This window comes from Bradyrhizobium sp. B025 (assembly GCF_042257955.1).
GTDB lineage: Bacteria > Pseudomonadota > Alphaproteobacteria > Rhizobiales > Xanthobacteraceae > Bradyrhizobium > Bradyrhizobium diazoefficiens.
Genome location: NZ_CP170150.1, coordinates 3,618,868 through 3,632,361, shown reverse-complemented (window position 1 = coordinate 3,632,361; position 13,494 = coordinate 3,618,868). Strand labels below are relative to the sequence as shown.

General features: G+C 65.7%; 11 protein-coding genes. 5 read left to right on the top strand and 6 right to left on the bottom strand.

What is annotated here, in order from left to right; all coding sequences use genetic code 11:
• Positions 1-9 precede the first annotated feature (9 nt).
• The 5 genes from rnz to ACE10W_RS16530 form a co-directional block, all read right to left on the bottom strand.
• The gene (gene rnz, locus ACE10W_RS16550) at positions 10-915 is read right to left on the bottom strand and encodes a ribonuclease Z (protein ID WP_304552731.1); all 906 of its coding nucleotides are present in this window, start codon (positions 913-915) and stop codon (positions 10-12) included.
• A gap of 67 nt (positions 916-982) precedes the next feature.
• Positions 983-1,966, bottom strand: coding sequence for an antibiotic biosynthesis monooxygenase (locus tag ACE10W_RS16545; RefSeq protein ID WP_161535291.1), 984 nt, complete (start codon positions 1,964-1,966; stop codon positions 983-985).
• Positions 1,967-1,976: 10 nt separating this feature from the next.
• The gene (gene guaD, locus ACE10W_RS16540; protein ID WP_304552729.1) at positions 1,977-3,374 is read right to left on the bottom strand and encodes a guanine deaminase; all 1,398 of its coding nucleotides are present in this window, start codon (positions 3,372-3,374) and stop codon (positions 1,977-1,979) included.
• Between the two features lie 15 nt (positions 3,375-3,389).
• The gene (locus tag ACE10W_RS16535) at positions 3,390-4,607 is read right to left on the bottom strand and encodes a multidrug effflux MFS transporter (protein WP_304552728.1); all 1,218 of its coding nucleotides are present in this window, start codon (positions 4,605-4,607) and stop codon (positions 3,390-3,392) included.
• Between the two features lie 365 nt (positions 4,608-4,972).
• Positions 4,973-5,746 carry an alpha/beta fold hydrolase gene (locus ACE10W_RS16530; RefSeq protein ID WP_304552727.1) on the bottom strand — a complete coding sequence of 258 codons (774 nt, stop codon included), beginning with the start codon at positions 5,744-5,746 and terminating at the stop codon, positions 4,973-4,975.
• Positions 5,747-5,890: 144 nt separating this feature from the next.
• On the opposite strand from ACE10W_RS16530, the gene ACE10W_RS16525 reads away from it, so the two are divergent.
• The 4 genes from ACE10W_RS16525 to ACE10W_RS16510 all read left to right on the top strand — a co-directional run bounded on the left by ACE10W_RS16525 (position 5,891) and on the right by ACE10W_RS16510 (position 11,364).
• Entirely contained in the window at positions 5,891-6,541 is a 651-nt protein-coding gene (locus ACE10W_RS16525) for a GntR family transcriptional regulator (RefSeq protein WP_304553777.1), read from the top strand.
• Entirely contained in the window at positions 6,538-8,067 is a 1,530-nt protein-coding gene (locus ACE10W_RS16520; protein ID WP_304552725.1) for an aldehyde dehydrogenase, read from the top strand. The genes ACE10W_RS16525 and ACE10W_RS16520 overlap by 4 nt, the downstream gene beginning before the upstream one ends.
• Before the next feature lie 75 nt (positions 8,068-8,142).
• Positions 8,143-9,510: an MFS transporter gene (locus tag ACE10W_RS16515; protein WP_304552724.1), complete on the top strand. Its 1,368-nt coding sequence runs from the start codon at positions 8,143-8,145 to the stop codon at positions 9,508-9,510.
• Between the two features lie 369 nt (positions 9,511-9,879).
• Positions 9,880-11,364: an amidase gene (locus ACE10W_RS16510; RefSeq protein WP_304552722.1), complete on the top strand. Its 1,485-nt coding sequence runs from the start codon at positions 9,880-9,882 to the stop codon at positions 11,362-11,364.
• A gap of 37 nt (positions 11,365-11,401) precedes the next feature.
• Here ACE10W_RS16510 and ACE10W_RS16505 read toward each other — a convergent pair whose 3' ends face one another.
• The gene (locus ACE10W_RS16505; RefSeq protein ID WP_304552720.1) at positions 11,402-12,007 is read right to left on the bottom strand and encodes a TetR/AcrR family transcriptional regulator; all 606 of its coding nucleotides are present in this window, start codon (positions 12,005-12,007) and stop codon (positions 11,402-11,404) included.
• A 201-nt stretch (positions 12,008-12,208) separates the two neighbouring features.
• Here ACE10W_RS16505 and ACE10W_RS16500 point away from each other — a divergent pair, with 201 nt between their 5' ends.
• A complete protein-coding gene (locus ACE10W_RS16500) occupies positions 12,209-13,453 on the top strand; it encodes an efflux RND transporter periplasmic adaptor subunit (RefSeq protein ID WP_304552718.1) in 1,245 nt (414 codons plus the stop codon).
• Positions 13,454-13,494 lie beyond the last annotated feature (41 nt).

Sequence of the window (13,494 nt, the reverse complement as noted above, 5' to 3'; positions counted from 1 at the left end):
GGCGGCGGACTAGACGACGATGTGATCGAAGTCGGCGGCGATCCGGCTGTTCGGGAAGATCCTTGCCGCCTCGGCCAGGATCTCTTCGTCCTCGTAGCGTCCCGACATATGGGTCAGCACGAGCTGTCCGACATTGTTCGCGGCCGCAAAGGCGGCTGCTTCTGCTGCGGTAAGGTGGCCGTAGTCCCGCGCGATCGACGCGTCGCGATCGAGAAACGTCGCCTCGATCACCAGCATGTCGGCGTCGGCGACATATTGCGACAGCCCCTCGGTGGTCTCGGTGTCGCCGATCACGACGAGCTTCCTGCCGCCGCTCGGCGGCCCCAGGACGTCCTCCGGATCGATCGTCCGGCCGCCTTCGATCACGACCGGCCGTCCTTGGGCCAATTCGCCGCGCAAGGGACCGTCGGGCACACCGAGCGAGGCGAGGCGATCGGACAGAAGGTGACGGCGCGCGGGGCTTTGGAATACGAAGCCAAAGCTGTCGGTGTCGCGATGGCGGACCGGAAAGCAGTCGATGGTGAAGTCGCCGGCATCGATGACCTGGCCTTCGGTCAGCGCTGCGAACTCCACGGGGATCGGCGCCCTGCCCGCGCCCCACAGGCCCGCCAGCATCCGGATGACGATGTCGAGCGTGCCCGGGCCGCCATGAATGGTCATCACATCGGAGGATTGCCGCAAGCCCAGCGTCGAGAAGAGACCGGGGATGCCGAGCACGTGATCGAGATGAGCGTGCGTCAGCAGGATGCGGTCGAGCCGCCGGAAGCCGGCGCCACTGCGCAGCAACTGACGCTGCGTGCCCTCGCCGCAATCGATCAGGATGCGCTTGCCCGCGGCCTCCACCAGGAGGGCCGGATGGTTGCGTTCCGCCGAGGGAACGCTGGCCGAGGTCCCGAGAAATGTCAGGGCGAACATGCTCGTCAGTGTCCAGAGACCGCCGCTCTCCCCGACAGCACCGGAGCGGCGCGCACGGTGGACGATCTCACCGCCCCCAATGCCACGCGAGCAGCAGCGCGTACAGACCCATCGACGCGGCGTAGAGCGCGGCAAGCAGCGCGTAGCCCGCGATCTGGCGACCGAGCGTCGCCTTCGGCGTCACCCACCAGTCCAACGCCCTGAAGGCGGCCGGCACCAGCCACCAGCCGAGCAGCTGGGTGCTGACGAGATTGCCGACGAAGAGCGACAGCCAGACCGGCACGCCGTGGCTGTCGATCAAGGGCGCGCTGACGAAATAGCCCCAGAGGTAGACCACGGGATAGAGCACCAGGAGGACGATGAGGTTGCTCTTCCAGATCAACGCAGGCCCCTGCTCCGGAGCCTGCGTCTTGCCGGCCGGGAACCAGAAATTGAAGCCGTAGCTCGCCCGCTTCACGTTCATGCCCGCGTTGAAGCGCGCGCCCTCCCTAAGCAGTGTCTGCCGCAACGGCGAGTCGAGCCATGCGCTGAGGTTGGCATCGCTATCGAATGACAGGATGACGATCCACTCATCGTGCAGGCCCGGAATCGGCCGCTCGATCTTGTGCCGCAAAAATCCTTTGAACTCGGCTTCCGCGGCCTGGATGCGCTGCTGCCAGGTGAGGAAAGCGTCCTCCAATCCTGCCGGCACCTTGAAGGAGATCACGGCGGAGACCGCGCTGTCGCGCTGCACTCCGGTGTCGGGCAGGATATGGACGTCCTCCGAACCAACGAAGAAGCGTTGTATCTCCGCAATCAGCTTCGCCCGCACCTCGCTCTGAAGCCAGGCGCGCGCCGCCGCCGGACTCGCGAAGCGCACGATCGTCACCCAGTCCACATGCGCCGGCGGCTGCGGCGGCACCACCTCCTGGCTGAGAAAGCCGGGCCAGGTCTTGAGCACCTCGCCGACCTCGCCGTTCCACCGCGCAAACGCCGCAAAGCCGTCGTCGGCGATGCGGCGCTGGATGACGAGGGCGACCGGCTGGCCGGCCGTATCGGGTGATCCGTTCATCGCGTCCGCTTCAGCTCTTCTTGTAGAGACGCTTGCCCATCACCCAGGTCTCGTCGACGCAGCGATCGTCGCCGACCATCATGACAGCGAACAGCATGTTCGCGGCGTCATCGACCGTGCGCGGACCAGCACCGTCGGCGACCAGCGACTGGTGCCAGGGTTGAGCGACCGGGCCGCCGTTCGGATCGAGCGCGACGAAATCGGCCTCCTTGCCGGGCTCGAAATTGCCGAGCTTGTCGTCGATGTAGAGGCCTTCGGCGCCGCCGAGCGTGACCGACCAGAAGCCACGGTAGGGCGAGAGCTTGTTGCGCTCGGCTTCCGCGAGGTCCTTGCGCGACGGATCGATGCTGCCGTCGAGCAGCGTGTTGTTGCACATGCCGACCTTGTAGGCGTCGTCGAGCACGGAGATCATCGAGAAGCGGTTGCCGCCGCCGACATCGGTGCCGAACGACATCTTCACGCGATGCTCCGGATCGGTGGCGCGGCCGAGACGGAACAGGCCGCTGCCGAGGAACAGGTTCGAGCACGGGCAGAACACCACCGCCGCGCCTTTCTTGGACATGCGGCGGAATTCGTTGTTCGAGAGATAGACGCCGTGGCCGCCGGAGAACTTTGGGCCGACCAGGTCGAACTTCTCGTAGACGCCGAGATAATCCTGGCAGTCCGGGTGCTCGACCAGCACGCCGCTGCATTCGGCCGGGTTCTCGGAGATGTGGGTATTGACCCAGCAGTCCGGATGCTCGTGCTTGAGGCGCTGACACGCCTTCAGCAGCTCGGGCGAGGCGCCGAAGGCGAAGCGCGGCGTGATAGCGTAGAGGTTACGGCCCTTGTCGTGATACTGCGCGATCAGCCGCTTGCTGTCGCGATAGAAATTCTCGGGCGTATCGATGAATTCGGCCGGCGCGTTGCGGTCGATCCCGGTGAGACCCGCGATCACGCGCATGTTGCGCCGGCTTGCCTCCTCGAACAGCTCTTCGGTCGCGACCGGTGAGGAGCTGGTGAAGGCCTGGCAGGTGGTGGTGCCGGCGGCGAGCAGTGCATCGAGAAAACGCTTCACGCCTTCGCGCGCGTAGTTGCGATCCTTGTACTTGATCTCCTCGGGATAGATCGACTTCTGCAGCCACGGCAAGAGCTGCTCGCCATAGGCACCGAGCACGCGGGTCTGAGGCAGATGGATGTGGCCGTCGATGAAGCCCGGGACGATGATGCGGTCCTTGATATGGGTGATCTCAACGCCCGGATGCGCGGCGGCGATCTTCTCGTACGGACCGAACGCCTTGATGACGCCGTCGGTGACGACCATGAGGCCGTCCTGATGAAAGCGCGCAGCCGCTTGCTCGTTGCCGATGTGCTTCCAGGGATCGTCGACGAAATCGAAGAACGTGCCGCGAATACCGACGGTGGTCATGAACTGGTTCCTTCCTTAAGTCTGTGTGGCGTGGCGCGCCGCAGGCAGCGAGATCGCGAGCAGCGTGCCCGCAACAGTGCAGAGGCCGAGATAAAGCCAGCCGATCGGCGCCTGCGTTGCTTCGGGCAGCACCGCCGCGATCGCCATGGCGCCGCTCACCGCGAGATAGCAGAGTGCGCTGATGAGGCCGCCGATCAGGCCGTGGTCACGCTCGAACAGGCCGAGCGCCATGCCGTACATCATCGGGCACAGGACTCCGCAGCCGCCGAGCACCAGCGCGCCGCCGATCGTGATCGATGCGAAATCGAGACCGAAGGTCATGCCTGTTACGGTCAGGACCGCGGAGCCTGCAAGAAACAGCGCGAAAGCGCCAAACCCCAGCATGCGGGCCGGCATGAAGCGAGCGAAATGTGCGCAGCCGAGCTCGCCGGCGAGATTGACGCCGCCAAGGCCGAGCGCGACGAGGCCGTAGATGGCCGCCGAATAGCCGAGGCCGGTCTGGTAGAAGAAGGGCGCGACGACGCCAAACGCCAGCTGCGCGCTCGCCGCCGCCGCAAAGACCAGCACGAAGGCCAGGAAGCCCGGACGGACCAGCGCCTCGCGGAGGATGCCGGCGGTCCGGCGCGGATCGAACGGTGCCCGCCGCTCCGCCGGCAACGTCTCGGGCAGCAACAGCACGACGATCGCGGCGACGATCGCCGCGGCAATGGCGATGATGACGAACACTCCGCGCCACGACGTCAGCTCGACGATGAAGCCGCCGGCCGTGGGCGCAAGCACCGGTGCAAGTCCCCAGGCCGCGCCAAGCAGGCCGGAGATTGCGGTGAGCTCGCGGCCACGAAAGCAATCGGCCGCGACCGCATAGGCAACGACGAGGCAGGTGCAGCCGCCGACGCCTTGCAGGAAGCGCAGCGCAAGCAGCAGCGATGCGCTGGTGGCGAGCGCGCAGGCTATGCTCATCGCGATGAGCACCGACAGCCCCGCGAGCAGGACGTTGCGGCGACCGAGCGTATCGGAGGCGATGCCGACCGGCACCAGTGCGAGGCTCATGCCGAGCATGTAGGCGGTAACGGTGTTCTGCATCGACGCCGGATCGGCGGAAAGATCCACCACCATCTGCGGCAGGCCGGGCGTATAGGCATCGAGCGGAATCTGGCTGAACGGCACGACGCACAACAGGATCGGCACGATCCCGCCCTTCGCACGACCGGCGTCCGAAGTAAGTGCAGTCATGGGTAACGCCCCCTCGATGCCCGCGGGTTCCATCTTTTCGTGCGCGCAATGAGACGCGACGATGCGGGGTGCGGATATGGACGCGCGGAGCGTGCCAGAACTGTGTGTAAAAACTCTTAGGACTACCGGTTCAATGCAGACGGCTGACGTGCCGATCGTCGCTACCTGGGGGTCCAAACAAAAAACGCGAAAACAACCCCATGCACAGTACAAATCAATGAGGAATTTCCTGCCGCGCGGGGTCGCGCCTGGCCCGCGAGGACGTTTGACACGTCGGGCAAGACAGGCGCAGGATTGCACGATCCCCAAAGCTGAATTCGCCGCCGAGCCAAACCGTTAACCGTTCGGAAGGCATCGCTGCGTCTTCAAAACAGGAAGCCTTGAAGAGCTCCGAGAAACTGTCGCGGCGATTGAAGCTGCGGCACGTGGGCGCAGCCCGGGATGACCTTGAGCTCGGCGCGTGGCAATCCGGCGGCCAATTCACGCGACATCGGCGGCGGCGTCGCTTCGTCGTGCTCGCCGACGAGAACGAGGACCGGAACTTTCACCGCGGCAAGCTCAGCTCGAAGATCGAGGCTCGCCAATGCATCGCACGCGGCACGGAACACGCCGGGATCCGTCCGCAGAAACGCGGCACGACGATCCTGCATCAACTCCGTTTGCTGCGCCTGGAACTCGGGCGCAAACAGGCGACGCATCGCGACGTCAGTGATGGCCTCCAACCCCTTCTCGCGCGATGCCTTCGCCATGTTGCGAAACGCTTCGCGACCGGGCTCCGAGAACGCTGCGCCGCTGTCGGCGAGAACGAGCTTGCTGGCGATCTCCGGATGCCGGATCGCCATCTGCAACGCGACGAACCCACCGTAACCATTGCCGAGCACGATCGCCGGCGCGCCGCCCGCGCCTTCGCGCACGGCCTCGGCCATCCGGTCCGCGACCGCAGCAAGGCCGCCGTCCACCGGGCGCGAGCGGCCGAACCCCGGCAGTTCCGGCACGATGGTGCGAAACGACCTCTGAAGCTCAGGCACGATCGCATCGAAGCTCGCGCGATCCGACAACAGCGAGTGAAAGAGGAACAGCGGCGGCCCCTCGCCCGATTGCGCGGCGTTGACGGTCCCGTTGGCAAGAAGCCTGTCCATGTCCGGTCTTTCCCTCACTTCGTCGGTCGCTGGCGCGCCGCGGAGGCGCTGATTGATAAATCAACTGTCAGGGAATTCAAGCATTTGGCTCTTGACGTGAAATATCACGACTGAGATATTAACGCCAAGGAGACCAACAATATGATGCTTTTGCGCGAGAATATCTACGACCGTCTCAGGTCTGATATTTTAGCCTGTCGCTTTGCGCCGGGTGATGAAATGCGCGAGCAGGACCTTGCCGAGCGCTATGACGTGAGCCGGCAACCGGTCCGGGATGCGCTTCTGCGGCTGCAGCGCGAGCATCTGGTGACGGTACAGCCGCGCCAGGGCTACCGGGTCACGCCGATCTCGCTGGCGGACGCCCGCGACCTCCTGCGCTTCCGTCTTGCGCTGGAGCCGGCCTGCGTTGCCGAGGCGATCGAGAGCGCGCCCGACAGTGTCCTGAAATCGCTCGATGAATTTCGCCGCTTCGCCGGCAACCACGAGGACTTCATCGCCTACAATCGCGCCTTCCACTCCGCGCTGGCGCACGCGTCCGGCAATCGCCGGATGGCGACGGCGCTGTGCGACCTGATCGGCCAGGCCGACCGGCTGGTCCGCGTCAGCATCTCCAACCTTAGGGGGCACGACCCCGCGAAGCTCGTCGCCGAGCACGTCGCCCTGATCGACGCCATGCAGAGCCGCGAGACGCGAACCGCGGCGCGCATTATCAAGGCTCATATCGGGGCCACCGAAAAACGCGTTCTGCCGGCGCTCAAGCGCAACGCCGTCATCGTCGAGGAGAGGTCATCATGAACATTCCTTCAAAACCTGCGTCGATCGACGTCGAAACCCACGGCAATTTCATCGACGGACGTGAAGTCGAAGCCGGCAACGGCGCGATGCTCGACGTGCGCAACCCCGCGACCGGCGACGTCATTGCCCGCATTCCCAATTCAACTGCCGAGGACATCGACCGCGCCATGAAGAGCGCGCGCGCCGCGTTCGAAGGCAAGGCCTGGGGCGGCATGGATACGCGCGCCCGTGCCAGACTGGTCAACAAGCTCGCCGATGCCTTCGAGGCCAATCTCGACAGCCTGTACCGGCTGGAAACCCTCAACAACGGCCGCCCGGTCAACGAGACCCGCGCGCAGCTCTCCCGCCTGCCCGATTTCTTTCGCTACTTTGCGGGCGTTGCGCTGGCGCGCCGCGACTCCGTGATCCCCGTGGAAGGCGCGTATCTGAACTACACGCTTCGCACGCCGATCGGCATCGTCGCCAACTGCACGCCCTTCAACCATCCGCTGATGATCCTGTGCAAGTCGCTGGCCGTGGTGCTGGCGACCGGATGCGTCACCGTGGTCAAGCCGTCCGAATATACGCCGCTGACGACCTTGAAGCTCGCGCAGATCTTCACCGAAGCCGGCCTTCCGCCGGGTGTCTTCAATATCGTGCTGGGCCTCGGCCAGAGCGCCGGCAAGATGCTGGCCGAACATGGCGACATCAACAAGCTGGTCCTGACCGGCGGCACCGAGGCCGGCCGCATCGCCGGCAGCGCGGCGGCAAAAGTGTTCGCACATCAGACCATGGAGCTCGGCGGCAAGACGCCGGTGATGGTGTTCGACGATTTCGACGTCGACCGCGCCGTCAATTACGCCGCGTTCGGCGCTTTCATCGGCGCCGGACAGACCTGCGTCTGTGCCTCGCGCCACATCGTCCAGGCCACCATCTATGACGAATTCGTCGAGAAGCTGCAGGCCAAGACCCGCACGATCCGCGTCGGCGATCCCTTCGATGCGAGCACCCAAATGGGCCCCGTGATCTCCGCCCGGCAGCGCGACCGCGTTCTCACCTACGCGGGCTACGGCCACGAAGACGGCGCGCGTCTCGTCACCGGCGGTGTTGCCGCGAAGGTGCCGGGCCACGACAACGGCTATTTCGTCGAGCCGACGGTCTTCGCCGACGTCACATCCGACATGCGCATCTTCCAGGAGGAGGTGTTTGGTCCCTTCACGTCGGTAACGCCGTTCAAGGACGAGGCCGACGCGCTCCGGCTTGCCAACGACTCGCCGTTCGGTCTCGCCGCCGCGATCCGCACGCGCGACGTCGCCCGTGCGCATCGTGTCGCCGCCTCGGTCAAGGCCGGCATCGTCTGGATCAACGATCACCATCGGCTCGATCCGGCCTCGCCCTGGGGCGGCGTCGACGATTCCGGCATCGGCCGCGAATGCGGCACCGAAAGCTTCAACGACCACTTCAACACCAAGAGCGTGATGGTCGCCACCCACGAGCAGCCGTTCGACTGGTATCGCGACACGGCCAACCAGAAGCGCCTCAACTAGCAGACATTGCACGCGGCAGATCGCTCACAGAAGGCGGGCCGCATCGACCAGAATAACAGTCAAGGGAGAGCGTATATGTCGACATCGGTGAACGCAGGCAGCCGTCTTGATCGGCTGCCGATCGGGCCATTCCACCGCCGCATCATGCTGCTGATCGGCATCGGCATGTTTTTCGACGGCTTCGACATCTATATCGCCGGGACCGTGCTGAGCGTGACGCTGAAGACCGGCTTTTCGACGCTCGCCCAGAACGCGGCTTTCATCTCCGCGACCTTCGTCGGCATGATGCTGGGATCGTTCGGCACCGGCTTTCTCGGCGACCGCTACGGACGCCGCTTCACCTATCAATTCAATTTGCTGCTTTTCGGCATCGCTTCCCTCGCCGCCGCGTTCTCGCCTGATATGGCCTTCCTCATTGCCTGCCGCTTCGTGATGGGGGTCGGCTTAGGGGCGGAGAATGTCGTCGGCTATTCGACGATGACGGAATTCGTGCCCGCGCGCACCCGCGGAAAATGGCTCGGCTTCACGGCCGTCTGCGTCGTCACCGGCTTGCCGGTCGCCCTGCTGGTCGCATCGGTACTCGTGCCGCAGTTCGGCTGGCGCTCCATGTTCGTGCTCGGCGGCGTCGGCGCGCTCGTCGTCTGGTACATGCGCAAGTCGTTGCCGGAATCCCCGCGCTGGCTGGAAGCGGTCGGTCGCACCGCTGAAGCGGAAGCGCTGATGCAGGCCATCGAGAAGGAGGCGGCGCAAGGCCAGCCCTTGCCTCCTCCCGCAGCTACGGCACCGGCCCCAGTGTCCCCCGATCTCGGCACGCTGTTCACTGCTCCCTTGCTGTCGCGGATGATCGTCGGCGCCGTCTGCCTGATCACGATCAACACCCTGCTCTATGGCTTCGTGACCTGGCTCCCGGTGTTCTTCGTCAAGCAAGGGCTCTCGATCGCAACCTCGTTCGGCTACTCGCTGCTGATGGCGCTCGGCGCTCCCGTCGGCGCGGCGATCGGCGCATTGACCGCCGACCGCTGGGGCCGGAAGCCGACCATCATCGGCGCGTCGCTGATCGCAGTGGCGCTCGGCGTCCTCTACCCCATGATCTCCGATCCGATCCTGCTGCCGGCCGTGGGCTTTGCGCTGACGGTGCCGATCTACGTCCTGGTCGCGCTTCTGTTCGGCATCTACATCCCCGAGCTGTTTCCGACCGAGGTCCGCCTGCGCGCTTCGGGCATCGTCAACACGCTCGGGCGCGGCGCCACGATCGTCACACCATTCCTCGTGGTGTCGCTGTTCGAGACGCGCGGCGTGGCCGGCGTGATGGCGCTGATGATCGGACTGCTGGTGGTGCAGATCATCACGGTCTGGGCGCTCGGCATCGAGCCGCGGCATCGCAGCCTCGAGGAGCTCAAGGCCGAGGAATCGGCTTCGCCGGTGCTCAAGGAAGCTTCCTGAGCATCACTGTTCGCTGGTCTGCGGGCGCCCCGGCATCGATGTCGGGGCGATCGCATAAGAAGGCGTGGCGGGAAGCTCGCCCGCGGCCCATCCTTCGAGACGCCCGCCTACGGCGGGCCCTCAGGATGAGGTCGCGTTTTGCGGCGGGATGTCTGCCCCTCATGGTGAGGAGCCCGCCAAAGCGGGCGTCTCGAACCATGCAGGCCGAGTTCGTCCGGCAGTCTCCTGGCTCCCAAATGCGACCAACCCCCGCCCCGACCGGCGGGCAGATCTGGTTCCCGTTGCGCTGCCTCCTCATCACGCTCCCAACATTGCATGTTCCATCCCCGGATCGGCTCGCCGAGACGATGAGATGCAATGGAGTTCGTGATGACCGCAGATGCCGCCGACTTGAACTACGGCTCGATCAGCATGCTGCTGAGTGCTCTGCACACCCGCAAGATCTCGGCGTCGGAGCTGCTCGCGCATACGATCGCGCGCATCGAGGCCCTGGACGGCAAGATCAATGCCGTCATCGTACGCGATTTCGATCGCGCAAGGGACGCCGCGCGCGCTGCCGACGCCGCGCTTGGCCGCGGCGAGCGCCAGCCATTGCTCGGCATCCCCGTGACCCTCAAGGAACCGTTCAACGTCGCCGGCCTGCCGACGACATGGGGCTTTCCGCACTTCAGGGATTTTAGGCCGGAGGAAGATGCCCTCGTCGTCTCGCGGTTGAAGGCGGCGGGCGCCGTCATCATCGGCAAGACCAATATCCCGATCGGGCTGCGGGATTTCCAGAGCTACAACGACATCCACGGGACGACGAACAATCCGTGGAATCTCGGCCGGTCGCCCGGTGGCTCCTCGGGCGGATCGGGGGCGGCGCTGGCCGCCGGATTCGGTCCGCTCTCGATCGGCTCGGATATCGGCGGCTCGATCCGGGTGCCTTCGCATTTCTGCGGCGTGTTCGGACACAAGCCGAGCCTTGGGTTGGTCCCGCTGCGCGGATACAGCCTGCCGCCGGCGCCGCCCGTCCCCGGCCAGGGCGATCTGGCTGTCGTTGGACCGATGGCACGCACCGCCTCCGACCTTGCGCTGTCGCTCGACGTGATTGCCGGACCCGACGAGACGCGCGACGGGATCGGCTATCGCCTTGCGCTGCCGGCGCCGCGACATGACCAGCTGAAGAATTTCAGGATCCTCGTGATCGATACCCATCCGCTGATGCCGACGGGCGACGCCGTGCGCTCCGCCATCTCGCGGCTGGCGCAGCGGCTCGAGCGTTCGGGCGCGCGGGTCGCGCGCGCGAGCACGTCGCTGCCCGATCTCTCCGAATCCGCGCGGCTCTACATGAAGCTGCTCAACGCCGCGCGAAGCCCGCGCCTGTCACCGGCCGCCCTCGCAGAGGCGCAAGGACTTGCCGCGGCGCTCGCGCCCGACGACCGCAGCCTGCAGGCCGAGCGCGCCCGCGGCTGGGGCATGACCCATCGTGAATGGCTGGCGACCGACGCGACACGCCTGCAACTGCAACAGAAGTGGCATCAGCTCTTCCGCGACGTCGACGCGGTGATCTACCCGACGGCCGCCGTGCCGGCCTTTCCGCACGACCAGTCCGAACCGTTCGACGCTCGGCAGCTCGACATCGATGGAAAGCTCTACAACTACTCCGATGCGTGCTTCATCTGGGCAGACCCCGCTTCAACCTGCGGATTGCCGGCGACCGCCGTTCCGATCGAGCGCACGACGACGGGCTTGCCAATCGGCGTCCAGATCATCGGGCCTTACCTGGAGGACCGCACGACGATTGCGCTGGCCGGGCTGATCGAGCGCGAGTTCGGCGGCTTCGTCCCGCCGCCGTCGCTCCCTGCCATGTAGTCCACAAGATGACAGAAGCCGGCGACGCTGGCAGCCGTCACGTTCTCCCGGCCGACTGCGCCTCGACCGCCTGCACGGCTACGTTCGCCACTTGCCGCAGCGCCTCGCGGTCTGCGCCCGAAGACGCCATCACGCCCATGCCGACGGAGACTGCCGAGACGTAGCGCGCAAGCGCGGCGGGATCAGAGCCCGGCTTGAGATCACCTTCCGCCTTGGCGCGAACAAAGCGGTCGCGGAGCTGGTCTTCGTTCTGGGCGCGGCGGGCGGCGAGTTCGAAGGGGACATTCTCGGAGCCGCTGCCGCAGGCGATGCCGCCTTGCACGAGCAGGCAGCCGGGCGGATTGGCGGGATCGGTCTGCTTGTCGGCGATGCCCATCAGCATCCGCTCGGCGACCTCGCGGGCGGTCGGCGCCGAGACCACGCCGTCCATCCAGACGTTACGCAGCTTGGTGTAGCGGTCGAGCGCGGCCTTCAGCAGGCCCTCCTTGTTGCCGAAACAGGCGTAGAGGCTGGGCGGATTGATGCCCATGGCTTCGGTGAGCTGCGCGATGGTGGCGCCCTCATAGCCGTGGCGCCAGAACACTTCCATCGCTTGGTCCAACGCCGTTTCGGCGTCGAATTCCCGGGGGCGTCCCATGCCCATGTGCCTGTCTCCTCGGAATTCACGTTCTGCGTGAAGCTTAACGTCAAATCCTATCTATTTGTTCTAGCTTTATTTTCTCTTCCGCCTTCCAATGCTTGCGGTAAGCGGCTACAATTTTCTTAGCAAACGGTACATAAGTATCTTGCGCTGCGGTATCCAGCTCCACATCTGTAGTGAACACTACATATCTGGAGCGCGCAAATGCCCCCCTCCCAAAATACCTCTCGCCCTGGCCGTATCCGCCGCCTTCTCGGCGGCGCCGCCATCGTGGGCGCCCTCGCCGTGGCCGGTTCGATCGCGACCGGCCATTACTTTCGTGCTGCGCAGGCGACCGCAACGGCTGCCGCGGCCGAGCAGGCCGTCTCCGTCACGGTCGCGATGATCGAGCCACGGCCGACCGTGCTGTGGGATGATTTCTCCGGCCGGCTCGAGGCCATCCAACGCGTCGAGCTTCGTCCGCGCGTGGCCGGTGCGATCCTGTCGACCAACTTCACCGAAGGCGCGTTGGTGAAAGCCGGCGACGTGCTGTTCAAGATCGATCCGGCGCCCTACGCGGCCGAGGTCGACAAGGCCAACGCCCAGCTCGAGGCGGCGAAGGCGCGCGTGGTGTTCACCCAGAGCGAGCTCGAGCGCGGTGCGCAGCTCGTCGGCAACGCGGTCGTCACGCGGCGCGACTACGACCAGCGCGACAACGCCAATCGCGAGGCCATCGCCAACGTCAAGGCGGCGGAAGCGACGCTGCAGACCGCAAGGCTCAATCTCGATTACACCGAAGTGCGCGCGCCCGTGGACGGCCGCGTCGGCAAGATCGAGGTCACCGTCGGCAATCTCGTCGCCGCCGGCACCGCCTCCCCGGTGCTGACCTCGCTGGTTTCCGTCAATCCGATCTACGCGTCGTTCGATGCGGATGAAGAGGTCGTGCTGCACGCGCTGAACTCGATCGCGGACGCCTCCGGCAAGCGCGGCAATCTCGACCAGATCCCGGTGGAGATGGCGACCTCAGGCGGCCTTTCGGCGAAAGGCCATATCCAGCTCATCGACAACCAGGTCAACGGCCAGAGCGGCACCATCCGTGTCCGCGCGGTGTTCAGGAACGAGGACGGGCGTCTGATCCCCGGCCAGTTCGCCCGCGTGCGCATGGGCCAGCCGAAGCAGCAGACGCTGGTGATGATCGACGAGCGCGCGATCGGCACCGACCAGGACAAGAAGTTCGTGATGGCGGTCGGCGACGACAGCCGCGCGGTTTACCGTCCGATCACGCTCGGTGGTGCGGTCGACGGCTTGCGCATCGTCACCGCGGGCCTGAAGCCCGGCGATCGCATCGTCGTCAACGGCCTGCAGCGCGTGCGTCCCGGCGCCCTCCTCAAGACGGAGGTCGCGGCGATGGGCGCGCGGGGGCAGCAAGCGGCTTCCAACCACAGCAACCAGGACGTGGTGCAACGTTAACATCTTCCGTCATTCCGGGGCGCGCGTCGCGCGAACCCGGA